Source organism: Nonomuraea sp. 3N208 (assembly GCF_052245935.1).
Classification (GTDB): domain Bacteria; phylum Actinomycetota; class Actinomycetes; order Streptosporangiales; family Streptosporangiaceae; genus Nonomuraea.
The window spans coordinates 23909-48717 of the sequence record NZ_JBQQBR010000035.1 but is presented as its reverse complement, the minus strand read 5'-3'; the positions used below and the strand labels follow the sequence as shown (position 1 = coordinate 48717).

Sequence of the window (24809 nt, the reverse complement as noted above, 5' to 3'; positions counted from 1 at the left end):
CTTTTTGATTTACTTAGTCAATACTTTGTGCTGACATGTTGACATGCAGCTGGGCACGAACCTGCCCAAGATCGGCAGCTACAACCGGGCCGTGGTGCTGGAGGCCATCCAGGCCTCCGACGGCATCAGCCGGGTGCAGATCGCCGCCCGCACCCGGCTCACCGCGCAGACCGTCTCCGTGATCGTGCGCAGGTTGCTGGAGGAGGGTCTGGTCGTCGAGGACGGCTCGGCGCCGTCGAGCGGTGGCAAGCCGAGGACGATCCTCCGCGTCGATCCGGGTGCCGGGTACGCGGTCGGCGTGCACTTCGACCCGAAGGAGATCTCGTGCGTGCTGGCCGACCTGGCGGGACGCCCGGTGGCGCGCTCGCGCCTGGCCGTGCGGACGGGGCTCCGACCGGAGGCGGTGATCCGGCAGATGGCCAGGGCCGCGCGGCGGATCCTGCGGGAAGCGGAGGTGCCCGACGGGAAGGTGCTGGGAGTGGGACTGGCCTGTCCAGGGCCGCTGGACGGGGACGGCGTGATGGTGTCGCCGCCGCGGCTGCCGGGATGGGAGCAGGCGCCGATCAAGCAACTGCTGCGCGAGCACACGCGGTTCCCGGTGACCGTGGACAACGACGCGACCGCCGCGGCGATCGGGGAGCGGTGGGCGGGGATCGCGCGGACGACGCCCAGCTTCGCCTACCTGTATCTGGGGACCGGCATCGGCGGCGGGATCTTTCTGGACAACCAGGTGTATCGGGGGCGGTCGATGAACGCCGCCGAGTTCGGGCACATCACGGTCGAGCCGGACGGGCCAGAATGCTACTGCGGCAACCGGGGATGCGTGGAGGCGGTGTGCTGCCCGAGCGCGATCGAGGCGGCCATGGGCGGCCGGGACACCCATGCCGCCATCTGCGCGGCGGCCGCCCGGGGGGAGTCCGCGGCGCGGCTGGTGATCGAGCGGGTCGCGCAGCGGCTGGCCGATGCCGCGGTGAGCGTGGTGAACATGCTGGACATCGATCTGCTCGTGCTCGGCGGGCCCGCGCTCAGGGAGGTGGGGGAGATCTACCGGGAGGTGATCGCGGCGGCCGTGGCGAGCCGGGCGCTGGCCCGGCGGCTGCACACCGTGCGCGTGGAGACCTCGCCGATCGCGGCGGACGCCGCTGCGATCGGCGCGGCCTCGCTGGTCTTCCACGCCACGTACGCGCCCAGGCTGGGGAGCACCCTGCTCGGCGGCTGAGCGGGCGTCGTTTCAGGTCACGCCGCCGCCGGCCGTCCGACCAGCACCGCCGGACGACTGGGTGCTCGACCTTGCTGGCGGGTTTACGACAAGTCGGGATCTGGCCACAGCGACCTCATGGACAAGCACTGTTCAGGATGACTAGGAATTCGGTATTCATGCTTACCGATTCTCTGGAGGTCGTCATGCCGCGTGGGACAGGGCGATGGCGGCGGAGCACCGTGGTGGCGGGCGTCCTGGCCATGGCCGCCGCGCCGCTCCCGGTGCCTGGCGCGTACGCGTCTGCCGCGCCGCTCTCGGTGCTCGGCGCGCACGCGTCTGCCGCGTCGCTTTCGGCGCCCGGCGCGGCAGGCGATGAGATCACGCTGATCACCGGTGACCGGGTGCGGGTGCGGGCGGTGGACGGCGAGCACAGCACGGTGACGGTCACCCCCGCGCCGCGGGCCGACGGCTCCGTGCCGACGTTCCAGGTGCAGGAAGTGGACGGCGCGGTGAGCGTCATCCCCGACGACGTCGCCGCCCTGGTGCCGGAGCGGCTGGACAGCGCGCTGTTCGACGTGACGGAGCTGGCCGGGCAGGGCTACGGCGCCGACCTCCCGCTGATCCTGGACTACGCGGGGCCCACGCCCAAGGCCGCGATCCCGGCCGTGAAGCAGGTCCGGACGCTGGAGAGCATCGACGGCGCGGGCGTCACGGTGGCGGCGGCCGACGCCCCCAGGCTGGGTGCCGAGTTGACGAAACTGGCCCGCGCCCGAGCCGCGGGACCGCTGGCGGGCGTGTCGAAGATCTGGCTCGACCGCAAGGTCAAGCCGGTGCTGGAATACAGCGTCCCGCAGATCGGCGCTCCCGCGGCGCGGGCCGCCGGCTACGACGGCGCGGGCACGACCGTGGCCGTGCTCGACACCGGCGTGGACGCACAACACCCCGACCTCGCCGGCCGGGTCGCCGACCGGCGCGACTTCGCCGGCGCGAACGTCACGGACGACCCCCACGGCCACGGCACCCACGTGGCCGCCACGGTCGCGGGCGCCAAGGGCGTCGCGCCCGGGGCCAGACTGGTCAGCGGCCGCGTGCTGGACTCCACCGGGCACGGCCTGTCGTCCTGGATCATCGACGGCATGGAATGGGCGGCCGGCGAGCAGCACGCCCAGATCGTCAACCTGAGCCTCGGCGCCCGCGAGGCGGGCGGCCCGCTCACCGACGCGCTCTCACAGCTGACGAAGACGCACGGCACGCTGTTCGTCGTGGCGGCCGGCAACGACGGTTGCGACCAGTGCGTGGGCACCCCCGGCGACTCCCCCGAGGCGCTGACGGTCGGCGCGGTGGACCGGGAGGACCGGCTCGCCGGCTTCTCCAACCGCGGCCCCATCGCCGCCGACCAGGCCGTCAAGCCGGACGTGACCGCGCCAGGCGTGGACATCACCGCGGCTGAGCCCGGCGGCGGTCACGTCGCGATGTCCGGCACCTCGATGGCCGCTCCGCATGTCGCGGGCGCCGCCGCACTGCTGCGCCAAGCCCGTCCCGGCATCACAGGCGGCGAGCTGAAATCCCTGCTCATGGCCACCGCCGCACCGAGCAGGGACACCCCGGTCGACGCGCAGGGCGCGGGCCGCATCGACGTGGCCGCCGCGCTCAAGGGCTCCGTCGTGGCCTCGCTCGGCTCGGCCCACTTCGGCCGGCTCGGCACAGGCGAGCGCAAGAGCATCACCGTGACCTACCGCAACCTCGGCCAGGCGCCTGCCGAGCTGGACCTGACCAGCGGCGCGGCGTTCACGGTCGAGCCCGCGAAGCTGACCGTCCCCCCGTCGGGGACCGCCGAGGCCACGGTCACGGTCACGGCCGCCGAGCCGGGCCGGCTGCGCCAGGAGCTGACGGCCGCCGTCGCGGGCGGCCGGCCCGTACGCACCCTGCTGACGGGAGTCGTCGAGGACCGGCGCGTCGAGCTGCGGGTACGCGGCATCGCCAGGGACGGCCGCATCGCACGTGGCGGCTTCACCGTGCTCAACCTCGACGAGGGCACCCTGATCGGCCGCGTGCTCCCCGGGAACCCGGCGCAGCCGTGCACCGATCAGAAGTACGGCACCGGCACCTGCCTGCTGGTCAAGCCCGGCACCTACTCCGTGCTCGGCCACGTCTTCACCATGCCGGCCACCCAGGACAGCACCGCCGCCGGCAAGCCGCTCAACGAGAGCCTCCTCGGCGACCCGGAAATGGAGATCACCGAGAACACCGAGGTCGTGCTGGATGCCCGCAAGGCCGTCGAGGTCGAGATCGAGACACCCGACCACAAGACCAAGCGGAACACCGGCGCGGCCGCCGCCCTCATGTGGTACCGCTCCGGTGAGCAGGGCACCGCCCTGCGCGGCGGCACCACGATCTCGCCCGGCGCGCACATCGAGGAGCGGCTCTTCCTCCAGCCCACCAGGAAGGTCACCAAGGGCGTCTTCACCGTCGCCACCCGCTGGCGACTGAAAGCTCCGGAAATCGCCCTCACCGCGCCAGGACTTCGTCTGGAGCCGCAGTACGTGGACCCGGTCCAGTTCAGCGACTTCTCCACCGAATACCCGCGCCTGGACGGCACCCGGCTGCTCATGGCCGTGGACGCCGGCCGAGGCACCGCCGAGGAGATCCAAGCCCGTGATCTGAGGGGCAAGCTGGCCGTCATCCGGCGCACCGACGGGGTGCCGGTCTCCGCCCAGGCCAACGCGGCCGCGGCGGCCGGGGCGGCGATGGTGGCGGTCTACAGCGACCGGCCCGGCGCCGACGTCACCACCGGCGGCAACAAGGTCAAGCTCGCCGTCCCGACCGTCCGGCTCACGCACGAGGAAGGAAGGGGCCTGATCGACCGGCTCCCGGTGCCGGTCCTGGCGAAGGGCGTCGCGGCCAGCCCGTACGTGTACGACCTGGTCCTGCGCGAGAAGGGCCAGGTCCGCGACGCGCTCTCGTACGTGGTCCGCGCCCGCTCACTGGCCAGGATCGAGACCGGCTACCACAGCCAGCTCGCCGGCGACGTGACCGTGAACGAGGCCAGGTTCGCCTTCGAGCCGTGGGACACCCTGTCGATCTCCACCAACCACCCCATGGCCAAGGTGCCGCGTACCCGGGTCGACTACGTCACCCCGGACCCCGAGGTGCGGTGGAGCTCGTCGGCGATCAGCCCGGAGCGGTCCTACAACAACATGTGGCCGCACCCGGACACGCCGCGCATCGCGGTGTCCTCGCCCGACTTCCGCCCCTACCAGGCGGGGGAGCGGGTGAGCCGCACGGTGTTCAAGCAGCCACTGCTGCCCGGCGTCAACCCGCGCAACCCGCTGCGCAGGGAGGGCGACCGGCTGCGGATCTCGATGCAGGGCTTCGTGGACGCGGGCGGCAATTACGGCGAGGCCTACACCAGCCCGTACGAGCGTGGCTTGAAGACCGGCTTCCGGCTCTACCGGGACGACACGCTGCTACTGCAGACGAACCACCTGCCGTCTGGGACGGCGACGCTGCCGGCCGGGCGGTCGGCGTACCGGATCGAGTACGACCTGATCAACGAGGCCGAGTGGGCCAGGATGTCCACCCGCACCAAGGCCGTCTGGACGTTCGGCTCGGAACGGGCCGCGCAGACCACGGTGATCCCGCTGCTGCTGGCCACGTTCGACGCGCCGGTGGACCTGAAGAACCAGGCCGCCTCCCGCAGGCTGGGCGTGACCCTCTCCCACCAGGAGGGCGCAGAGCAGAGCGCGGTCAAGAGCGTGTCGCTGGAGGTGTCGTACGACGACGGCGCCACCTGGCGGCCGGCCCGCCTGCGCGACAAGGGCGACCGGAGCTACGAGACCACGCTCGACCGGTCGCCCTCAGGGTTCGTCTCGCTGCGGCTCACCGCCACCGACGTCGCAGGCAACACGCTGACGCAGGAGGTGATCCGCGCCTACGCGGTGCACTGAGCGCTTCACCCTTCCCCCTGTGGCCTGCCCGGGATCGCGGCCAGCAGCTCCCGGGTGTAGTCGTCGGCAGGACGGTCGAAGATCTGGTCGGTCGTGCCGCTCTCCACGATCCGCCCGTCGCGCATCACGTGCACCGCATGGGAGATCATCCGTACCACGGCCAGGTCGTGGCTGATGAACAGGTAGCTCAGCCCGAGCTGCCGCTGCAGCTCGGCGAGCAGCTCCAGGATCTGCGCCTGGACGATCACGTCGAGGGCCGAGACGGCCTCGTCGAGCACCACCAGCTCCGGCGACAGCGCCAGCGCCCGCGCGATGGCCACGCGCTGGCGCTGGCCGCCGGACAACTCGTGCGGCAGCCGCTCGCCGAGCGAGGCCGGCAGCGACACCTTCTCCAGCAGGTCGGCGGCGCTCTTGCGGCGTTCTGCCGCCGTGCCGACGCCGTGCACGCGCAGTGGCTCGATGATCGACTTCTCCACGGTGTAGCGGGGATCGAGCGAGGCGTACGGGTTCTGGAACACCGGCTGCACCCGCCTGCGGAACGCGAACAACTCGCGCCGCCCGAGCCCGGCCAGGTCCGTGCCGTCGATGCGGATGCTGCCCGCGGTGGCGTCGTCCAGCCCGAGCAGCAGGTTCGCGGTCGTCGACTTGCCGGAGCCCGACTCGCCCACGATCGACACGGTACGGCCCTTCGGGATCGTGAACGAGACCGCGTCCACCGCGGTCAGCTCCTCGCCCGTGCCCCTGATCGGGAACACCTTGCGCAGGCCGTCGACCACCACCAGGTCCTCCGCGGCCGTCTCCGGACGGGCCACCCGCACCGATGACAGGCTCGGCACGGCCCGCAGCAGCCGCTTGGTGTACTCGTGCTCCGGCTCGGCCAGGATCCGCGCCGCCGGCCCGGTCTCGACGATCTCGCCCTGGTACATGACGGCCACCAGGTCGGCCCGTTCGGCCGCCAGCGCCAGGTCGTGCGTGATGAGGAACACGGCCGTGCCCATCTCCGCGGTGAGCCGCTCGAGCTGGTCGAGGATGCGCCGCTGCACGGTCACGTCCAGAGCCGAGGTCGGCTCGTCGGCGATGAGCAGCCGCGGCCGGCAGGCAAGCCCCATGGCGATCAGCGCGCGCTGCCGCATGCCGCCGGAGAACTCGTGCGGGTACTGCCCGATCCGCCGGGCCGGGTCGGGAATGCCCACCATGTCCAGCAGCTCCAGCACCTGCGCTCGCGCCGCCTTGCCCGCGGCCACGCCGTGCACCTCGAGTGCTTCGGCGATCTGGTCGCCGATGCGCAGCAGCGGGTTGAGGTTCGACATGGGGTCCTGCGGGACGAGGCCGATGCCGGCGCCGCGGATCGCGGTCATCTCCCGCTCGCTCGCCTTCGCCAGGTCGCGCCCCTCGAACACGACCCGGCCCGCGGTGATGCGGCCGTTGTCCGGCAGCAGCCGGTTGACCGCGGCGGCCGTGGTGGACTTGCCCGATCCCGACTCGCCGACCACCGCGACCGTCTGGCCCGGCATGATGTCCATCGAGACGTTCTTGACGACGGTGACGTCCTGCTTGCGGGTGCGGAAGGCGACCGACAGGTCGCGGATCTCCAGGAGCGGGGTCATGCGGTCCTCGATTGTTGCGTGGTGGCCTGCAGCAGGCCGTGCCAGAGGTCCTCGGCCGGGGTCGGGGCGCCCGCGACGAGCAGGCGGTTGCTCGCCACGACCAGGGAGACGTCCCGGCCGGGCACGAAGCCGATCGCGCAGCCCACGTAGCCGGGGTGGCCGAGCACGGTGACCGTCTCGCCCGCCAGGTCCAGGGGGTAGCGGCGGAAGCCGAGCGCCTGCTCGGGCTCCGGCCCCGGGGCGAAGAACTCCCGGGCGACCTCGGGCCGCCACAGCCGGTCGTGTTCCTCGTACCTGGACAGCGCGGCGCAGTATTTGAGCAGGTCGGGCACGGTCGAGAAGATCCCGGCGTGCCCGGCGACCCCGTCGAACGCGTGGTGGGCGTTGCCGTCGGCCACCTGGCCGAGCACGGGCTCGCGCCGCCAGCGCGTGAAGTCGGAGCTGCGGTACGGGACCGGGTACGGCCTTCCGGTGTCGAGCATGGTCATCTCGACCCGGTCGTCCAGGGCGCTCATGGCGACCTCGGTGCCCGTGGGGCGGGCGTACGTGGTCTGGGTGAGCCCGAGCGGCCGGGTGACCAGCTCGGCCACCGCCCGGTCCAGCCGCAACCCGGTCGCCGCCGTGACGATCCTGCCGAGCAGGATGAAGCCGAGGTCGGAGTAGTGCCGCGCGCGGCCCGGCCGGTAGCGCGGCGGTGGCGGCTGCGGCTGGATGTAGAGCGGCCACCACTCCCACAACCCGCCCCGGTGCAGGAGCAGGTCCCGCACGGTGATCGCCTCGTACGACCGCGGCAGGTACGCGCTCAGCGGCGCGTCCAGGTCCACCAGCCGCTCCGACACCAGGCGGATGAGCGCCGTCGTGGTCCCCACGATCTTCGTGACCGAGGCCAGGTCGTGGTAGGTGCCCAGGGTCATGGGCGCCTCGCCCGCGAGCTCGCCGCCCTCCCAGCGCACGGTCCGGTGCCCGGAGCACTCGGTCAGGTCGAACCAGGGGGTGCGCGCGGCCATGATCAGGCCTGCGGGCTGTTCCGGCCTCATCGGGTCAGGACCAGCGAACGCGGCGGCTCGGCCATCGGGGCGGGCAGGACGAGCGGGCCCGCGCCCGGCGTCAGCGTGCCGAGGATGCGGGCGGCCCGCGCGCCCGTCCCGCCGGGCACCGTGCCGGGCAGGCCGTGCGCGGTCAGCCAGCCGATCAGGGCGAACGCGATGGCCTCCTTGTCGTCGGCGGGCGCGCCGTACGCGTCGGACGGGGTCACCTCCACGCCGGGCAGCGCCGCGCGCAGCCCGCGCATGATGACCGGGTTGCGGCATCCGCCGCCCGAGACGATCAGAGCGCTGACGCCGGCGGCACGCACGTCGTCGGCGACGGTGCGCACGGTCAGCTCGGTGAGCGTCGCCACCAGATCGGCGTCGCCGATCGTGCCGGTCGCCGCCGGATCCCGGTCGCCGGCGGCGCCGGTCGCCGCCAAGCCGGTGCCGCGGGCCCGCAGACCCGCTCTGGCCAGCGCGGCCTCCACGTATCCCAGGTGGAACAGCTCCTTGCCGGTGCTTTTGGGGGCGGGCAGCCGGTAGTAGGGCTCGTCGAGCAGCACCTCCAGTAGCCGGGCGTCGGCGCGGCCAGACGCCGCGATAGCGCCGTCCTCGTCGAACCCCCGGGCACTCAGCCCCCTGCTTGTCACCACGGCGTCGATCAGCGCGTTCGCCGGGCCGATGTCGTAGGCGAACAGCTCGTCCCCGCGCACGACGGTCATGTTCGCGATGCCGCCCAGGTTGAGCGCCCCGGCGCCGCCCGCCTTCCCGCCCAGCAGCAGCCCGTCCAGCACCGACACCAGCGGAGCCCCGTGCCCGCCCGCGGTGATGTCGCGGATGCGGACGTCCGACAGCACGGGAACGCCGGTCCGCTCGGCGATCCACGCGGGCTGCCCGATCTGCAGCGTGCCCCGCGCCTGCGAGCCCTCCACCCAGTGGAACACCGTCTGCCCATGCGACACGATCAGATCGACGGGACCGCCCCGCTCGATCGCCTCTGCTGCGGCCGCGGCGAAGCTCTGCCCGATGAGCGTGTCCAGCACGCACACCTCAGCCAGCGTCGCCGGCGCCGGCGGCAGCGCCGCGATCAGCCGGGCCCGCAGCTCGTCCGGGTACGGCGTGCTCGCGGTGTGCCCCACCCGGCCCTCCAGCACCTCACCAGTACGCGAGAAATCGACGACGGCCACGTCGATCCCGTCGTGCGAGGTGCCGGAGATCATCCCCAGAACCTTCATGAGCGCCTTCCTCGGTTACGCGGGTCCAGCGTGTCACGCAGGCCGTCGCCCAGCAGATTCAACCCCACCACCAGCAGCACGACGACCGCGCCCGGCGCGATCAACGTCCACGGGGCCACGAACACCAGGCTGCGCGCCTCGAAGATCATCGAGCCGAGCGACGGCGCCGGCGGCGGCGTGCCCAGGCCCAGGAAGCTCAGCGACGCCTCCGTCAGCACCGCCCACGACAGCGACAGCGCCACCTGGACCACGATGATCGAGGTGATGTTCGGCAGCACATGCCGCAGCATGATCTGCCCGCGGCTCTGGCCGGTCGCGACCGCCGCCTTCACGTACTCGATCTCCCTGAGCGACAACACGGGGCCGCGGGTGACGCGGATGAAGATGGGCACGTACACGATGGCGATCGCCACCGCGATAGTGAACCAGTTGCGGTCCAGCACCGCCGCCAGCGACAGCGCGAGCAGCAGCGGCGGGAACGCGAACAACACGTTCGTCACCCCGCCGATCGCCCCATCGGCCCAGCCGCGGTAGAAACCCGACACGAGCCCGCCCAGCGTGCCGATCACGGTCGCGAACGTCACCGCCACGACCGCGATGAGCGCCGAGTTGCCCACCCCGGCCGCCACCCGCGAGAAGACGTCCCTGCCGAACTGGTCGGTGCCGAACAGGTGCGCGCCCGACGGCGACCGGAACCGCGCCGGCGGGTCCTGCGCGATCGGGTCGTACGGCAGCAGCCCGAAGTAGGCCAGCACCGCCACGCCGGCCAGCACCGCGAGGATGATCGAGCCCGCCAGCGCCGCAGGACTCCTGCGCAAGGCCGTCACGATGCCCTCACCCGCGGGTCGATGACCCGGTAGAGCACGTCGGTCAGCAGATTGACCAGCACGAACGCCAGCGCGATCACCAGCACCGTGCTCTGCACCACCGCGTACTCCTTCTGCTGGATGCCCAGCAGCACCTGCCGGCCGATGCCCGGTACGGAGAAGATCTGCTCGACCACGACCGCACCACCGAGCAGGTAGCCGAACTGCAGGCCGGTCATCGTCACGATCGGCACGAGCGCGTTGCCGAGCACGTGCCTGACCTGCAGCAGCCGCTCCGGCACGCCCTTGGCGCGGGCGGTGCGCACGAAGTCGTGCGAGCGCACCTCCAGCACCGCCGCCCGCGTGGTACGCAGGATGGGCGCCGCGATCCCGAAGCCGAGCACGAGCGCGGGCAGCACCATCTGCTGCAGGTTGAGCAGCGGATCCGCCGGCAACGTCGCGAAGCCCTGCCCGTTGGGGTTGAACCCGAACGACGCCGCGAAGATCGACAGCAGCGTTGTGGCCAGCAGGAACGCCGGGATCGACAGACCCGCCAGACTCACCGCCTGCCCCACGGCGTCCCGCGGGGCGCCGGCCTTCGATGCCGACAGCATGCCGAGCGGCACGCCGATCAGCAGCGCCAGCACGATCGACAGCACCGCCAGCTCGAACGTCACCGGCAGCGACTGCAGCGTCAGGTCGAGCACGCTCTGCTGGTGACGCGCCGAGTAGCCGAGGTTCCCTGTGACCATGTTGCCGAGCCACGAGAAGAACTGCGTGACCAGCGGCTGGTCGAGCCCGTAGTAACGTTCGAGCGCCGCCCGCTGGGCGGGCGTCAGTGCCGCGGCCTCGGTGCCGAGTCCCGCCGTGATCTGGTCGCCGGGAATCGCCCGGAGCATGACGAACACGAACAAGGCCACCCCGAACAGGGTGCCGAGCGTGCCCGCCACGCGCCGGATGACGGGGTTGCGGACGAGGGGACGCATCAGGACGCGGACGTGGTGCGCAGGTACTGCAGCGAGCCGTTGGCCATCGGCACGAAGCCCTGCACCCCCGCGGTCGTGGCGGTGTAGGTGTAACCGGCGAACAGCCAGATCCAGGCGGCGTTGTCCTCCAGCTGGGCGCCGACCTGGTCGTAGATCGCCTTGCGGGCGGCCTGGTCGGTGGTGGCCTTGCCCTCGGCGAACAGCCGGTCCAGCTCGGGGGAGCTGTAGCCGGCGACCTTGTTGAGGTTGCCCTTGCTGGTGAAGTAGCGGCCGTAGGAGCCGTCGGGGTCGGGGCGGCCGCCGTTCAGCGCGACGGCCGCGTCGAAGTCGGCGGCCACCCAGCGGTCCACGAACGCGCCCGACTCCAGCACCTCCAGCTCCAGGTTGATCTTGGCCTCGGCGAGCTGGGCCTTGAGGTTCTGGGCCTCGTTGACGGAGGTCGCGTACTCGCCCTGGGAGACGATGGTCTTGACGGTCACCCCGCCTGCCTTGCCGGCCTTGCTCAGGTATTCGGCGGCCTTGGTGAGGTCGCGGTTGGGGCAGGGGCGCTTGTTCGGGTCCGACTTGAACAAGGGGGCGGTGATCGGGCCCGTCACCTCGCCCTCGCCGAGCGCGGCGGTGTCGAGCACCTGCTTGCGGTCGATCGCGCACTGCATGGCCAGGCGCACGTTGACGTCCTTCAGGTCGCCCTTGCGCGCGTTGAGCTGCAGCACGTGGTAGCTGAGCTGCGGCGTCTTGGCGACCGTGATCGTGCCGCCGCCCTCGGCGGTCTGCGCGACCAGCGGGTCGTTGAAGACCGCCAGCTGCACGTTGCCCGACTGCATCGCCGAGACGATGGACGACTCGTCAGGGATGACCCGGAACTCGACCGTGGGGACCTTCGGCTTCTCGCTGCCCCAGTACTTGTCGTTCCTGGCGAGGGTGATCGACTGGCTGGGCACGCGCTTGCTCAGCGTGAACGGCCCGGTGCCGTTGGGGGTGGCGTTGAGCTTCTCCTCGGTGTCGTCGGAGGACAGCATCGCCATGTTGACCGTGGCCAGGTTGGCGGGCAGCGCGGCGTCGGGCCCGGTCAGGTTCAGCACCACCGTGGCCGGATCGGGCGCCTCGACCGACTTCACCGACGACAACGACGCCATGGCCACCGCCGCCGTGGCCTCGTCCATGATCTTGTCGAGGGAGTGCTTGGCGTCCTTGGAGTCGAACGCGCTGCCGTCGGCGAAGGTGACGCCCTGCCGGAGCTTGAGCGTGAGCGTCTTGCCGTCCTCCGACGTCTCCCACGACTCGGCCAGCCCGGGCACCACGTTGAGGTCCTTGTCGAACTCCGTGAGCGTCCCGTACAGGCTCTGCAGCACGTTGACGGCCTGGAACTGGGTGGCCTTCCAGGGAAAGAGCGTGTCCGGGTCGGAGGTGACGCCGACCACGAGGCCCTTCGCGGCGCCCGTGCCTGTGCTGGCGCCGGTGCCGGTGGCGGGCCCGGAGGAGGACGAGCAACTGGTGAGGGCGATGGACAGCGCCGCCGTAAGGGCGACCGCGGAGAACGCGCCACGGGACATGTGGCCTCCTCGGGCAGTAGGTCATAAAATTACGCAGACCTTACCACCAGGGTATTTTCTTTTCCTTCCCAGGATGGATGACGATGGCCGAGGACGACGGGACCTTGCTGATCCGCATCCGCGCGGCCATGCCCGCCCTGCGGCCGTCCGAGCGGCGCATCGCGGAGGCGTTCGTCGCCGAGCCCACCGCGGCGGCGAACCTGTCCATCGCCGACCTGGCCGCCCACTGCGCCACCTCCACGACGTCGGTGGTGCGCTTCTACCGGCGTATGGGGTACGCCCGCTACAAGGACTTCAGGATCGACCTGACCAGGGCGGTGGCCAGGGAGGAGCTCGCCACGTCGAGCCTGCCGGAGGCGTCCGGCGACATCGACCGCCACGACAGCCTGGAGGGCATCGTCTCCAAGGTGGCGATGAACGAGACGCTGTCCATCGCCGACACCGCCCGATCGCTGGACATGAAGGCCCTGGCCGAGGCGGTGGCGCTGCTGGGGGCCGCCCGCAGGATCGACACGTTCGGCGTGGGCGCGAGCGCGCTCGTCGGGCTCGACCTGCAGCAGAAGTTGTCCCGCATCGGGCGTACCGCGATCAACTGGCACGACCCGCACTCGGCCTGGACCTCGGCCGCCACGCTCGACGGCACCTGCGTGGCGGTGGCGGTCTCGCACTCCGGCGCCACCGTGGACACGGTCGAGTTCCTCTCGATCGCCCGCAACACGGGGGCCGCGACGGTCGCGATCACGAACTTCCGCGACTCGCCGCTGGCCCGCGCGGCCGACGTGACGCTCACGACGGCCGCGCGGGAGACCAAGTTCCGCTCCGGCGCGCTGGGCAGCCGCATCGCCCAGCTCATGGTGGTCGACTGCCTTTTCACCGGGGTCGCGCAGGCCTCCTACGACGAGTCGATGGAAGCGCTGCGCGCCACGTACGCGGTCGTGCACGGCCGCGTGGTCAAGCGGGCCTAGGCGCCGCGCTGGATCGTCTCGCGGTCGTCGTTGGGGGCGGAGTCCAGGGTGCACGGTTCCTCGCAACATGTTCACAGGCCGGATTCACCTGGGGTTCACTGGCCCTCTCTACCTTGTAGGGCCATGAGCTGGAAGTACCGGGCCAACGCGACGCTTGAGGGCCTGACGGGATACACCTTGACGCGGCGGCTGCGCAAGGAGCCGCCCAAGCCACCACCGCCGCCGCCCCCGCTGGAGCTGCAGCGGCTCGCCGGCGACACAGTGCGGCCGCCCGTCGACCCGGCGCACGACCGGCTGCTGCGCGAGCCGGTCTTCCTGCTGTCGTCCGTGCGGTCGGGCTCCACGCTGCTGCGGGTCATGCTCAACAGCCATTCGCAGGTGCACTCACCGATCGAGACGCACTTCCGGCGGATCACCGTAGGCCTCGGCACCGACCCCGTACGGCAGGCCATGGAGGCGCTCGGCCACACCCACAGCGACATCGAGCACATCGTCTGGGACCGCATGCTGCACCGGGAGCTCACCCGCAGCGGCAAGCCGATCCTGGTGGAGAAGACGCCGAGCAACGTGTTCGTCTGGCGGCGCATCGCGACCTGCTGGCCGGACGCGCGGTTCATCTTCCTGCTGCGCCACCCGGCGTCCATCGTGCAGTCCTGGCACGAGGCCGATCCCGAGAAGCGGCCCATGGAGGAGGCCGTGCCGCGCACGATGAGCTACATGACGTACCTGGAGGAGGCCCGCACCCACCTGGACGGGCTGACCATGCGGTACGAGGACCTGGTCGCCGACCCGGCGGCCGAGCTGCGCCGGCTCTGCCTGTTCCTCGGCGTCGAATGGGAGCCCGGCATGCTCACCTACGGCGACAAGAACCACGGCGCGTTCGTCAAGGGCATCGGCGACTGGCGGGACAAGATCCGCACCGGCAGCGTCGTCGCGGGCCGGCCGCTCCCGACTCCCGACGAGGTGCCCGAGGCACTGCACGAGATCTCCCGGAAGTGGGAGTACCTGCCCTGACCAGAACCAGTTCGCACGGTAACGGTTTCAGGTCTGCGACAGAGTTTCGTCCGCTATTTGCCCTCCATTCGCCTTGGGCTCCGATATGGTGCCCGTCGTGATCAACGGGCCCTCGCGCCGCGCTTTAATCGCCGGAACCTTCGCCAGTCTCGCCGTGCCTTCCGCCGCCTCGGCCGCCGCCGACCCGGACGGCCTGCCGTCGCGTCCCAACATCGTCGTCATCCTGGCCGACGACCTGGGCTGGGGCGAGATAGGAGTGCAGGGCCAGCGCCTGATCAGCACGCCGAACCTGGACCGGATGGCGGCCGAGGGCGTGCGGTTCGAGACCGCGTACTCGGGGGCGCCGCTCTGCGCCCCCTCCCGCTGCGCCCTGCTCACCGGGCTGCACGCCGGGCACGGCACCGTGCGCGAGAACCCCGAGGGCGGTCCGGATCGCGCGCTCACCGACGCCGACCTCACCTTCGCCGAGCTGCTGCAGCTGTCCGGCTACCGGACGGCCTGCATCGGCAAGTGGGGCTTCGGGCCCGAACTGCCCGGCCAGGTCTCGCACCCGAACATGCGCGGCTTCGACGAGTTCTTCGGCTACATCGGCCACCGCCACGCCCACCAGTACTTCCCCAAGTACCTGTGGGACAACGGGGCCAAGGTGCAGCTGGACGGCAGGTCGTACGCGCCGCACCTGTTCCGCGAGCGGGCGGTCGAGTTCATCCGGCAGGGCGGCGAGGACCCGTTCCTGCTCTACTTCGCCACCAACCTGCCGCACTCGCCGAGCGTGATCCCCGGCGACGCCGGGCCGTACGAGGACAGGCCGTGGAGCGGTCCCAACCGCCGCCACGCCGCGCAGGTGGCCAGGCTCGACACCGAGGTCGCCGCGCTGCTGCGTGCGTTACGCGAGGCAGGCGTGGCCGAGCGCACGCTCGTGCTGTTCACCAGTGACAACGGCCCGCACCGGGAGAAGGGCGTGACGCCCGAGCTGTTCAACTCCAACGGACCGTTCCGCGGCGACAAGCGCGAAGTGTACGAGGGCGGCATCCGCGTGCCGTTGATCGCCTGGTCGCCGCGGCTGCGGCCGCGCGTGGTCAAGCAGCCGGTGGCGTCCTGGGACCTGCTGCCGACGCTGGCGGACCTGGCCGAGGTGCCGGTCCCGGCGAACCTCGACGGGCTCTCCTTCCGCGGCCTGCTCACCGGCTCGGGCGCGCCCAAACACCAGCACCTGGTGTGGAACCGGCCGCGCAAGGCCCAGGCCATCCGCCGCGGCCGGTGGAAGGCCGTCCGGTTTGCCCCGAACATCGGCGGTGCGGGGCCGGAGGGCCGGATCGAGCTGTACGACCTGACGGCCGATCCGGGGGAGCGGCTCGACCTCGCCGCGGCCCGGCCCGACCTGACCGACGAGCTGATGATCGCGCTGGACGAGTCGATCGGGCCCGACCCGCGGGTCCCGTACGGGCTCAAGACGGAGATCATCGGCAACGAGGTCGTCGTGACCCTGTACAACGGGTCCACCGTGCCGTGGAACGAGGTCAAGCTGGGGCTCGACGGGATGCGCCGGGCCCGCGCGCACACGGTGGCGCGGGTGGACCCGGGGATGGCGATCGCGGTCGGCTTCCCGCTGCCCGCCAGGAGCCGGGGCCGCGTCGTCGCCCTCGCCGACTTCGAGTCAGGCGGCCGGTCGCAGGTCTTCCGCAAGGTGCACCGCGGGAACGCACGCCCCGCCGACATCGTCGCCCCCTGAGCCCTCGCGCCCGACGTTTCCGGCCCTACGGCCTCAGGGGAGACAACCGACGTGCGCGAGGGCCTGCTTCAGCAGCACCCCCTGCCCGCCGGGCATCTCCTGCTGCACCATCGGCGACGCCGCCTCCTCGGGCGTGAACCACACGAGGTCCAGCGCGTCCTGCCGGGGCCGGCAGTCGCCCGCGACGGGCACGATGTAGGCCAGGGACACGGCGTGCTGACGCGGATCGTGGTACTGGGTGACGCCCGGCGTCGGGAAATACTCGGCGACCGTGAACGGCTGCGGAGACGCCGGGATGTGCGGGAGCGCCACCGGACCGAGGTCCTTCTCCAGGTGACGCAGGAGCGCGTCGCGGACTCGCTCGTAGTACAGCACCCGCCCCGAGACGAGCGCCCGGCTGACCGTTCCGTCCGACGCGATGCGCAGCAGCAGACCGACGCGGGTGACCACGCCGGTGTCGTCGACGCGCACCGGCACCGCGTCGACGTAGAGGATCGGCAGCTGGCCACGGACGGACTCAAGCTCTTCCGGCGACAGCCAGCTGGGCGTCGTTTCGGTCTTTTCGGTCATTAGCTGATCGTACGTCCCTCCGGCCTACCGGCGTACCCGGGCCGGCTCCGGCAGGGCACGACCGGCCAGCCACGACGCCGTGCAGATGACCATCACGAAGCCCAGGAAGGGCAGGTACTCGACGATCTTACGGTTCATTGGAGATCACGCTCCGCTCTCGCTCGCGCCAGCCGCTTGCGCTGCGGCTGGACGGTGTACTTCGGGTCGTTCGCCGACTCCGTTCCTGCGTGGAAGATCCCGAACCTGGTGCAGGCCGATCCCGCCAGCAGCGCCGCGCCCGCCGCGACGGCCGCGATCCTGCTGCGCCGGCCGAACGCGATCCCGGCCAGCGCACCGGCCAGCGTCAGCGCCTCGCCCGCGCGCAGCAGCCTGCTGCGCTTGAGCGGCTCGGCCTGTGGCCCGAGCCGCCGCTCCATCCGGAGGGCGGCGGCGCACCCGGCGGCGGCGCCCAGCAGCGCCGCCCGCCGGGCCGGACCCGCCTCGGCCGGGGGCGCGGCCAGCATGCCGAGCCCGCCCGCCGCCGCGGCGGCCGAGCCGGCGAACAGGAACGGCATCTCGCGGTACCCGCCGTGCCAGGCGGGTACGGCGGTGTCGCAGATCAGCGCGGCGGTGTAGGTGGCCACCGCGGGCCCGGCAAGCCCGGCTCCGATCGTGGCCGCCCGGCCCAGCCGGGGGAGACGCCCCGTCAGGGCGGTGGCGGCCGCGCAGCCGGCCGGCGGGCCGTACGCGGCCAGGAGCCACGTGCCGACGCTCATCGGCGAGGTCACCTTGAACACGCGCAGCATGTTGACGAACCGCTCGGGCCGGCCGAGGTCGTGGATCAGCGAGTACAGCGACCCGCCGAGCGCGCACAGCGCCCCGGTCTTGGCCGCCGTGGCCAGATGTGGCCGGCCGGTCAGCTCGGCGGCGGCCGCCAGCGTGGACGAAGCCCCCGCCAGGCCGCCGAGGAACAGGTAGCCGGCGATGTCGGGGGCCTTCCACGTCGGCTCGTTCAGCACCGGCCGGCCGTAGTAGGAGCCGGCTTCCGGCTGCCCCGCCATGGGCCGCAGGGGCCTGGGGCCCGCGGACCCCGGAGTGGCCTCACGCTCGGTCCGCACCTCGGCCGAGCCGTCCAGCCGCACATCGGTCTGACTCATGCTCTCCTCCGCCCTCGGGCCGCCGAGCCCGCCCATTTCCGCAGCGCCACCACGGCAGCGCGCCCCACCACTTCGGCTCGGGTCCTTTGGCGGGGTGCGGCGGGATGCGGGCCCAAGAGGGCTGAGCTCACCGCCTCCGCGCCGGCAGTGGCGGAGGGCGCCGTGGCGGAGCGTCGCAGCAAGGCCGCCGCGCCCGACTGGCGCAGCGAAGCCGCCGTGGCCGGCCTCCGTAGCACAGCCGCAGCGGCCATTCCCGCCAGCAGGGCGAGGGCCGCGGCGCCGGTGTGGCGCCACATCGACGGCAGGTCCCTGGTGGTCACCACCGGGTCGGGCGGCAGGCCGTACACCTCGGGCTCGTCGAGCAGCAGGAAGAACGCCCCCATGCCGCCCACGCCGTCACCGGTGTCGTGGCCGTACAGCCGCGCCGACGTGACCCCGGCCCCGCGCACCTGCTCCAGCCGCCGCTCCGCCCGCTCCCGCAGCTCCTCCAGGTCGCCGAACTGGATGGAGTCCGTGGGACACGTCTTGGCTACGACCGGCAGGCCGGCTCCTGCCCGGCCCCCAGCCGGTCGTAGCACATGGTGCATTTGGCCGCCGTGCCACCGTGCTCGCGCTCCCGCTTGCCGATCACCCCGAACGGGCAGGCCGGCACGCAGTAGCCGCAGCCGTTGCACACGTCCTCCTGCACCACCACCGTCCCGTGCTCCGTGCGGAACAGCGACCCCGTCGGGCACACGTCCAGGCAGGCGGCGTGCGTGCAGTGCTTGCACACGTCGGAGGCCATCAGCCAGCGGAAGTCCTGATCGTTCAGCCCGGGCTCCTGGTGGCCGAGCGGCCTCCGCTGCTCGATGAACGCCACGTGCCGCCAGGTGTCGGCGCCCAGGCCCACGGTGTTGTCGTACGACATGCCGGTGAAGGTCAGGCCGTCCTCGGGAACGGCGTTCCATTCCTTGCACGCCACCTCGCACGCCTTGCAGCCGATGCAGACGCTGGTGTCGGTGAAGAACCCCACCCGCCCCGCGCCGATCGCCTCATCCAGGTCGAAGGCCATGGCTCAGGCCTCCATTCCGGTGTCGCCGGTGACGCCGGCCCGCTGCCGGTACGCCATGACGAGCTCGGGCAGCGCCGCGCCCCGTGGCCGCCGCCCCGGGCGGATGTCCGCCGACAGCGCCTTGACCTCCTGGATGTGGGAGTTGGGGTCCAGCGAGATCGACGACAACTCGTTGGCCGCGTCGCCCCTGGCCAGGCCGTTCGGCCCGAAGTGGAACGGCAGCCCGATCTGGTGCAGCGTCCGCCCGTTCAGGTGCAGCGGCGCGATCCGGTCGGTGACCAGCACCCTGGCCTCGATGGCGTTGCGGGCCGTGATGATCGTGGCCCAGTCGCCGTGCACCAGCCCCCGCTCGGCGGCCAGCTCGGGCGACACTTCGCAGAACATCTCCGGCTGCAGCTCGGCCAGGTACGGCGTGTGCCGGCTCATGCCGCCCGCGGTGAAGTGCTCGGTCAGCCGGTATGTCGTCACCACGTACGGGAAGACCGAGGCGCCCGGCTCGTCCCCGCTCGGGTGGTACCGGTTGTCCTCGTGCGGGTAGAGCCGGCGGGCCGGGTTGCGCTGGTGCCCGTACAGCGGGTTGGCCACCGGCGAGTCCTGCGGCTCGTAATGCGCGGGCAGCGGCCCGTCCACCACCCCGGTGGGCGCGAACAACCAGCCCTTGCCGTCGGCCTGCATGATGAACGGGTCGATGCCCGACAGCGCCGCCACGCCCCGCGCGTCCGGCGGCGGCCGGTAGTCCGGGCTCTTGTCCACCTCGAAGTCGGGCACGTCATAACCGGTCCACCGGCCGCCGTCCCACCAGACGAGCTTCTTGCGTTCGCTCCACGGGCTGCCGTCCGGCTTGGCCGAGGCCCGGTTGTAGAGGATGCGCCGGTTGGCGGGCCACGCCCACGCCCATTCGGCGGCGATCCAGTCCTGCTGGGCGGCCGGTTTGCGGCGCGCGGCCTGGTTGACGCCGTCGGCGCGCACACCGCAGTAGATCCAGCAGCCGCACGCGGTGGAGCCGTCGTCCCGCAGCTCGCTGTAGCCGGACAGCGGCCGCCCCCGCGCGTCCCAGCCGTTGATCTCGGCCTGCACCGCCTCCGCGTCCGGCTCGGCCGTCGCGCCCGCGACCGGGTAGTCCCAGGTGAGGTCCAGCACGGGCTGGTCCATCGAGTCGCGCGAGTCGGCCAGCTTCTCCCGGATGATCCGCCCCAGGTGGTACATGAACCACAGGTCGCTGCGGGCGTCGCCTTCCGGCTCCACGGCCTGGTGGTGCCACTGCAGCAGCCGGTTGGTGTTGGTGAAGCTGCCGCTCTTCTCGGTGTGCGCGGCGGCGGGCAGGAAGAACACCTCAGTACGGATGTCCTCGGTACGCAGCTCGCCGGTCTCGATCTCCGGGCCGTCCTTCCACCAGGTGGCACTCTCGATCAGGTTGAGGTCGCGCACCACCAGCCAGTCCAGGTTCGCCATGCCGAGGCGCTGCATCCTGGCGTTGGCCGAGCCGACGGCCGGGTTCTCGCCGAGCAGGATGTAGCCCTTGCAGGCGCCGTCGAGCTGCGCCAGGACCGTGTCGTACGTGCTGTGCGACCCCGTCAGCCTGGGCAGGTGGCCGAAGGCGAAGTCGTTGTCAGGCCGCGCCGCCTCGCCCCACCACGCCTTGAGCAGGCTCACCAGATAGGAGGGCATGTTGGCCCAGAACCCCTTGGGCGGGGCGTCGGCCCGCAGGAAGTCGCGCAGCCCCTCGTGCTCGTGCGCGTACGGCATCGGGATGTAGCCCGGCAGCAGGTTGAACAACGTCGGGATGTCGCTGGAGCCCTGGATGCTGGCGTGCCCGCGCAGGGCCTGGATGCCGCCACCGGGCCGGCCGATGTTGCCCAGCAGCAGCTGCAGGATGCTCGCCGTGCGGATGAACTGCGAGCCGTCGCTGTGCTGCGTCCAGCCCACCGCGTACACGAACTCCGCCGTCTTGTCCGGCCCGGAGTTCTCCGTCAGGTGTCGGCACACCTCCTCGAACAGCCGGCGCGGCACCCCGCACGTCTGCTCCACCATCTCCAGCGTGTAGCGGGCGAAGTGGCGGCGCAGGACTTGCAGCACGCAGCGCGGGTGCCGCAACGTCTCGTCGCGTTGCGGAGTGCCGTCCATCGGCGCGCCGAGGCCGCCGTGCGTCTCCGCGCGGCCCGCCCGCCGCTCGAAGTCCTGGTCCCTGGCACCGGCCGCGGGGATCACTTCCATGCCCTCGTACTGCCAGGTGCCGTGGTCGTAGGTGTGGTTGCCGGGGTCGAAGCCGGAGAACAGGCCGTCGAGGTCCTCGGCGTCGCGGTAGTCCTCGCGCAGGATGGTGGCCGCGTTGGTGTAGTCGACCACGTACTCGCGGAAGAAGAGCTCGTTCTCCAGCACGTGGTTGATGATCCCGCCGAGGAAGGCCACGTCGGAGCCGGCCCGGATGGGTACGTGCAGGTCGGCCAGCGCGCTGGTGCGGGTGAACCGCGGATCAACGTGGATGATCACCGCGCCGCGTGCCTTGGCCTCCATCACCCACTGGAAGCCCACCGGGTGGGCCTCGGCGAAGTTGGAGCCCTGGATGACCACGCAGTCGGAGTGCTGCAGGTCCTGCATGAACGTGGTGGCGCCGCCCCGCCCGAACGACGTGCCGAGGCCCACCACGGTCGAGCTGTGGCACACCCGGGCCTGGTTCTCGATCTGCACCACGCCGAGCGCCGTCAGCAGCTTCTTGATGAGGTAGTTCTCCTCATTGTCCAGCGTGGCGCCGCCCAGGCTCGCGATGCCCATGGTGCGGGCGGTGCGCCGGCCGTCCCGCTCCTGCTCCCAGGTCTCACGGCGGGTGGTGATGATCCGGTCGGCCACCATGTCCATGGCCGTGGCCAGGTCGATCTCCTGCCAGTCCGCCGCGCCCTGCGGCCGGTAGAGCGCCTTGCGCTGCCGGCCCGGCGCGGTGGTGAGCTGGAGGGTGGCAGCCCCCTTCGGGCACAGCCGCCCCCTGCTGACCGGCGAGTCCGGGTCGCCCTCGATCTGGACGACCTTCCCCTCCCGTACGTACACGTTCTGGGCACAGCCCACCGCGCAGTACGGGCACACCGACTTGACCACCCGCTCGGCGTCGGTGGTCCGCGCCCGCAGCCGCTCCGTACGGGCGGACTTCACCGCCTGTCCCCGCCCATAGCGGTCCCTGCCGGTCAGCTGCCGCAGCAGCGGCCACGCGAAATCCATGACACCCCCCGATGTCCCTGGTCCGACTCTTGCCCGGACCGGACAGAGCGAAAACCGAGGTCAAAGGGGGTCAGAAGACGCGGGAGGCGGCCTCGTCCCATGCGCCGGCGTCGCCGGAGGGCTCGTAGCGGCGCAGCGGCTCGGCCGCGGCCACCAGCGACCGCATCTCCGCCAGGTCGGAGACCAGCCCCGCCGCGCGGGCCTGCACGAGCACGTTGCCGAACGTGGTCGCCTCCGCGGGCCCGGCCACCACCGGCAGCCCGCAGGCGTCCGCGGTCAGCCGGCACAGCAGCTCGTTGCGGGACCCGCCGCCCACCAAGTGCACGACCTCCACGTCGCGCCCCGACAGCTCCATGGCCTGCCGCACGGCCCGCCGGTGCCCGAGCGCCAGGCTCTCCAGCACGCACCGCACGTACGCCGCCGGAGTGGCCGGCGGGCGCTGCCCGGTGCGGCGGCACTCGGCCGCGATCCTGGCCGGCATGTCGCCCGGCGGCAGGAACACCGGCTCGTCCGGGTTGACCACGGCCGCGAACGGCCGCTCGCCCGCCGCCGCCTTCAGCAGCTCGCCGAGGTCGGAGCCCGGCCAGGCGCGCAGGCACTCCTGCAGCAGCCACAGCCCCATGACGTTGCGCAGGTAGCGGACGGTGCCGTCGATGCCGGCCTCGTTGGTGAAGTTCGCGGCGCGGCTCTCCGGCGTCAGCACCGGGCCCGGGAGCTCCACCCCGGCCAGCGACCACGTGCCGCAGGAGACGTACGCGAACGCCTGGCCGGTGGCGGGCACCGCGGCCACGGCCGAGGCCGTGTCGTGCGAGCCCACCGCCCTGACCGGCGCCGACCAGCCGATCTCCGCGGCCACGTCCCGCCGCAGCCCGCCGACCGCCTCGCCCGGCTGGCGCAGCGGCGGGAAGATCCCCGACGGCAGCCCCAGCCGCTCGATCAGGGGTGTCGCCCACGTCCTGGTACGCACGTCGAGCAGGCCCGTCGTCGAGGCGTTGGTCACCTCCGCGCCCAGCTCGCCGGTCAGCCAGTAGCCGAGCAGGTCGGGGATCAGCAACATCGTGGCCGCCTGGTCCAGCCGGTCGGCCAGCAGCTGGTAGATCGTGTTGAACGGCAGCACCTGCAGCCCGGACACCTCGTACAGCGCCTCGGCGCCGACCTCGTCGGCCACCCGCTCGGCCACGCCCTGCGTGCGATCGTCGCGGTAGTGCATCGGGTTGCCGAGCAGCGCGCCCGTCTCGTCCAGCAGCCCGTAGTCGACCGCCCACGAGTCCACGCCGATCGACGACACCGGGCCCGCGGCACGCAGGCCGGCCAGGATCTCGCGGTAGAGGCCGAGGATGTCCCAGTAGAGGCGGCCGGCCACGCGTACCGGGCCATTGGGGAAACGATGCGCCTCGGTCAGCTCCAGGCCGTCCGACATGTCGGCCAGCATCACCCGGCCGCTGGAGGCACCGAGGTCCACGGCGGCGAAACGGCGGCTCATTGCGTCGACTCCCTGGCGACCAGCTCCGGCTGGAACATGATGTGCTGGTGGGCGTGCGTCTCCGGATTGTCGCACTCGTCCAGCAGTAGCTCGGTGGCGATGCGGCCGAGCTGGTAGGTGGGCTGGCGCATCGAGCTCAGCGACACCGTCGAGGCGGCGGCGAAGTCGATGTCGTCGTAGCCCATCAGCGCCACGTCCTCGGGCACCCGCACCCCGGCCCGCAGCAGCGCTCGCAGCATGCCGAGCGCGAGCAGGTCGTTGGCGCAGAACACGGCCTCCGGCAGGGGGCCGCCGGCCATCAGCTCGGTGGCCGCCTTCTCGCCCGCGCGGGCCGTCATCGTCGCGGCCTCCACCACCCGCAACTCGCCTGGGTCGAGCCCGGCGCCCCGCATGGCGGCCTTGGCGCCCTCCCGGCGCTCCACGCACTGCCTGATCGTCAGCGGTCCGGTGATGTAGGCGACGCTCCGCGCGCCCTTGGACAGCAGGTGGGTGACGGCGGCCCGGCCGCCCGCCACGTCGTCCACGGCGACCGCGCACTGGTCGGGCCGGTGCGCCGGGTGGTCGACCAGCACCACGCTGATGCCGTGCTCGCGCAGCCGGTCCAGCCTGGCCGGATCCTCACCGGACGGGGTGATCAGCACGCCGCGCACCCGGTGCTCGGCCAGCACCCGCAGGTTGCGCTCCTCCTTGTCCAGGGAGCCCGCCGAGTTGCCCAGGATGACGGCATAGCCCAGCTCGCTGACCACGTCCTCGACCCCGGCGGCGACCTCGGTGAAGAACGGGTTGCCGATGTCGATCACGCTCAGGCCGATCGTCCTGCTGTGCCCGGCACGCAGCGTCGAGGCCGAGCCGTGCCGGACGAAGCCCAGCTCGCTGATCGCCGCCTCCACCCGCTCCCGCGTCGCGGGGGCGACTTTGCCTGGCCGGTTCAGTACGTTGGAGACCGTGCCTGGAGAGACGCCGGCGTGCGCGGCGACGTCCTTGATGCTGACCATGGCCATGGAGCCCAATTAAAACGTACAAACGCATGGGACGCCACACGGGCACCGCTCCACCGGGAGCCCAGGGGCATCAGGTGGTTGGGCTGCTGTGGGCTACCTGCCGCAGGCCCAGTGGCGGCGGACGAAACCCCCCTCCAGCATTGAATCGGTTCACCGCCAGGCCTGCCACATGTGCACCGGTAGCGGCTGCGAGGATGGCGGCGACGGTGGATTTCCTCCACCCTGACCAGCGATTACCCTCTCACCCTGACGTAAAGGTCTTGTGCGGCGGGCCTGAGGAACGT

At 71.9% G+C, this 24809-nt stretch carries 16 protein-coding genes and 1 pseudogene; 5 read left to right on the top strand and 12 right to left on the bottom strand.

What is annotated here, in order from left to right:
- The first annotated feature begins 43 nt into the window (after positions 1-43).
- Positions 44-1219: an ROK family transcriptional regulator gene (locus tag ACTWPT_RS41525; RefSeq protein ID WP_443183028.1), complete on the top strand. Its 1176-nt coding sequence runs from the start codon at positions 44-46 to the stop codon at positions 1217-1219.
- A gap of 185 nt (positions 1220-1404) precedes the next feature.
- Positions 1405-5148, top strand: coding sequence for a S8 family peptidase (locus tag ACTWPT_RS41520; RefSeq protein WP_443183027.1), 3744 nt, complete (start codon positions 1405-1407; stop codon positions 5146-5148).
- 5 nt (positions 5149-5153) lie between these two features.
- Here ACTWPT_RS41520 and ACTWPT_RS41515 read toward each other — a convergent pair whose 3' ends face one another.
- From ACTWPT_RS41515 to ACTWPT_RS41490, 6 genes are read right to left on the bottom strand one after another with little or no spacing between them, the layout of a single operon-like run.
- Complete coding sequence (locus ACTWPT_RS41515; RefSeq protein ID WP_443183026.1) at positions 5154-6755, bottom strand: ABC transporter ATP-binding protein; 1602 nt, start codon at positions 6753-6755, stop codon at positions 5154-5156.
- On the bottom strand, positions 6752-7792 hold the full coding sequence (locus ACTWPT_RS41510) for a serine hydrolase domain-containing protein (RefSeq protein WP_443183025.1): 1041 nt from the start codon (positions 7790-7792) through the stop codon (positions 6752-6754). Before ACTWPT_RS41510 ends, ACTWPT_RS41515 begins: the two co-directional genes overlap by 4 nt.
- Positions 7789-9018: an anhydro-N-acetylmuramic acid kinase gene (locus ACTWPT_RS41505; RefSeq protein ID WP_443183024.1), complete on the bottom strand. Its 1230-nt coding sequence runs from the start codon at positions 9016-9018 to the stop codon at positions 7789-7791. The genes ACTWPT_RS41510 and ACTWPT_RS41505 overlap by 4 nt, the downstream gene beginning before the upstream one ends.
- Entirely contained in the window at positions 9015-9845 is an 831-nt protein-coding gene (locus ACTWPT_RS41500) for an ABC transporter permease (RefSeq protein ID WP_443183023.1), read from the bottom strand. The genes ACTWPT_RS41505 and ACTWPT_RS41500 overlap by 4 nt, the downstream gene beginning before the upstream one ends.
- Positions 9842-10810 carry an ABC transporter permease gene (locus ACTWPT_RS41495; protein WP_443183022.1) on the bottom strand — a complete coding sequence of 323 codons (969 nt, stop codon included), beginning with the start codon at positions 10808-10810 and terminating at the stop codon, positions 9842-9844. Before ACTWPT_RS41495 ends, ACTWPT_RS41500 begins: the two co-directional genes overlap by 4 nt.
- Entirely contained in the window at positions 10810-12363 is a 1554-nt protein-coding gene (locus tag ACTWPT_RS41490; protein ID WP_443183021.1) for an ABC transporter substrate-binding protein, read from the bottom strand. Before ACTWPT_RS41490 ends, ACTWPT_RS41495 begins: the two co-directional genes overlap by 1 nt.
- Positions 12364-12440: 77 nt before the next feature.
- On the opposite strand from ACTWPT_RS41490, the gene ACTWPT_RS41485 reads away from it, so the two are divergent.
- The 3 genes from ACTWPT_RS41485 (at position 12441) to ACTWPT_RS41475 (ending at position 16074) form a co-directional block, all read left to right on the top strand.
- Positions 12441-13328 carry a MurR/RpiR family transcriptional regulator gene (locus ACTWPT_RS41485; RefSeq protein WP_443183020.1) on the top strand — a complete coding sequence of 296 codons (888 nt, stop codon included), beginning with the start codon at positions 12441-12443 and terminating at the stop codon, positions 13326-13328.
- A 123-nt stretch (positions 13329-13451) separates the two neighbouring features.
- Entirely contained in the window at positions 13452-14342 is an 891-nt protein-coding gene (locus tag ACTWPT_RS41480) for a sulfotransferase family protein (RefSeq protein ID WP_443183019.1), read from the top strand.
- Positions 14343-14439: 97 nt separating this feature from the next.
- Positions 14440-16074 (top strand): arylsulfatase, encoded by a 1635-nt coding sequence (locus ACTWPT_RS41475; protein ID WP_443183018.1) that lies wholly within the window; start codon positions 14440-14442, stop codon positions 16072-16074.
- A 33-nt stretch (positions 16075-16107) separates the two neighbouring features.
- Here ACTWPT_RS41475 and ACTWPT_RS41470 read toward each other — a convergent pair whose 3' ends face one another.
- The 6 genes and pseudogenes from ACTWPT_RS41470 to ACTWPT_RS41445 form a co-directional block, all read right to left on the bottom strand.
- On the bottom strand, positions 16108-16644 hold the full coding sequence (locus tag ACTWPT_RS41470; RefSeq protein ID WP_305921726.1) for an NUDIX hydrolase family protein: 537 nt from the start codon (positions 16642-16644) through the stop codon (positions 16108-16110).
- Positions 16645-16778: 134 nt separating this feature from the next.
- Entirely contained in the window at positions 16779-17780 is a 1002-nt protein-coding gene (gene nrfD, locus ACTWPT_RS41465; protein ID WP_443183017.1) for an NrfD/PsrC family molybdoenzyme membrane anchor subunit, read from the bottom strand.
- Between the two features lie 224 nt (positions 17781-18004).
- Positions 18005-18831, bottom strand: a pseudogene (locus ACTWPT_RS41460) (4Fe-4S dicluster domain-containing protein); the annotation flags it as partial.
- 3 nt (positions 18832-18834) lie between these two features.
- Entirely contained in the window at positions 18835-22041 is a 3207-nt protein-coding gene (fdh, locus tag ACTWPT_RS41455; RefSeq protein WP_443183016.1) for a formate dehydrogenase, read from the bottom strand.
- Positions 22042-22111: 70 nt separating this feature from the next.
- The gene (locus tag ACTWPT_RS41450) at positions 22112-23524 is read right to left on the bottom strand and encodes a rhamnulokinase (RefSeq protein ID WP_443183015.1); all 1413 of its coding nucleotides are present in this window, start codon (positions 23522-23524) and stop codon (positions 22112-22114) included.
- Complete coding sequence (locus ACTWPT_RS41445; protein ID WP_443183014.1) at positions 23521-24525, bottom strand: LacI family DNA-binding transcriptional regulator; 1005 nt, start codon at positions 24523-24525, stop codon at positions 23521-23523. Before ACTWPT_RS41445 ends, ACTWPT_RS41450 begins: the two co-directional genes overlap by 4 nt.
- Positions 24526-24809 lie beyond the last annotated feature (284 nt).

Excerpts from the sequence above, each read along its gene's own strand:
- ACTWPT_RS41480 (WP_443183019.1), top strand. The coding sequence starts at position 13,452 with ATGAGCTGGAAGTACCGGGCCAACGCGACGCTTGAGGGCCTGACGGGA.
- ACTWPT_RS41485 (WP_443183020.1), top strand. The coding sequence starts at position 12,441 with ATGACGATGGCCGAGGACGACGGGACCTTGCTGATCCGCATCCGCGCG.
- ACTWPT_RS41445 (WP_443183014.1), bottom strand. The coding sequence starts at position 24,525 with ATGGCCATGGTCAGCATCAAGGACGTCGCCGCGCACGCCGGCGTCTCT.
- ACTWPT_RS41525 (WP_443183028.1), top strand. The coding sequence starts at position 44 with ATGCAGCTGGGCACGAACCTGCCCAAGATCGGCAGCTACAACCGGGCC.
- fdh (WP_443183016.1), bottom strand. The coding sequence starts at position 22,041 with ATGGATTTCGCGTGGCCGCTGCTGCGGCAGCTGACCGGCAGGGACCGC.
- ACTWPT_RS41495 (WP_443183022.1), bottom strand. The coding sequence starts at position 10,810 with ATGCGTCCCCTCGTCCGCAACCCCGTCATCCGGCGCGTGGCGGGCACG.
- ACTWPT_RS41515 (WP_443183026.1), bottom strand. The coding sequence starts at position 6,755 with ATGACCCCGCTCCTGGAGATCCGCGACCTGTCGGTCGCCTTCCGCACC.
- ACTWPT_RS41470 (WP_305921726.1), bottom strand. The coding sequence starts at position 16,644 with ATGACCGAAAAGACCGAAACGACGCCCAGCTGGCTGTCGCCGGAAGAG.
- ACTWPT_RS41520 (WP_443183027.1), top strand. The coding sequence starts at position 1,405 with ATGCCGCGTGGGACAGGGCGATGGCGGCGGAGCACCGTGGTGGCGGGC.
- nrfD (WP_443183017.1), bottom strand. The coding sequence starts at position 17,780 with ATGAGTCAGACCGATGTGCGGCTGGACGGCTCGGCCGAGGTGCGGACC.
- ACTWPT_RS41490 (WP_443183021.1), bottom strand. The coding sequence starts at position 12,363 with ATGTCCCGTGGCGCGTTCTCCGCGGTCGCCCTTACGGCGGCGCTGTCC.
- ACTWPT_RS41510 (WP_443183025.1), bottom strand. The coding sequence starts at position 7,792 with ATGAGGCCGGAACAGCCCGCAGGCCTGATCATGGCCGCGCGCACCCCC.
- ACTWPT_RS41505 (WP_443183024.1), bottom strand. The coding sequence starts at position 9,018 with ATGAAGGTTCTGGGGATGATCTCCGGCACCTCGCACGACGGGATCGAC.
- ACTWPT_RS41450 (WP_443183015.1), bottom strand. The coding sequence starts at position 23,524 with ATGAGCCGCCGTTTCGCCGCCGTGGACCTCGGTGCCTCCAGCGGCCGG.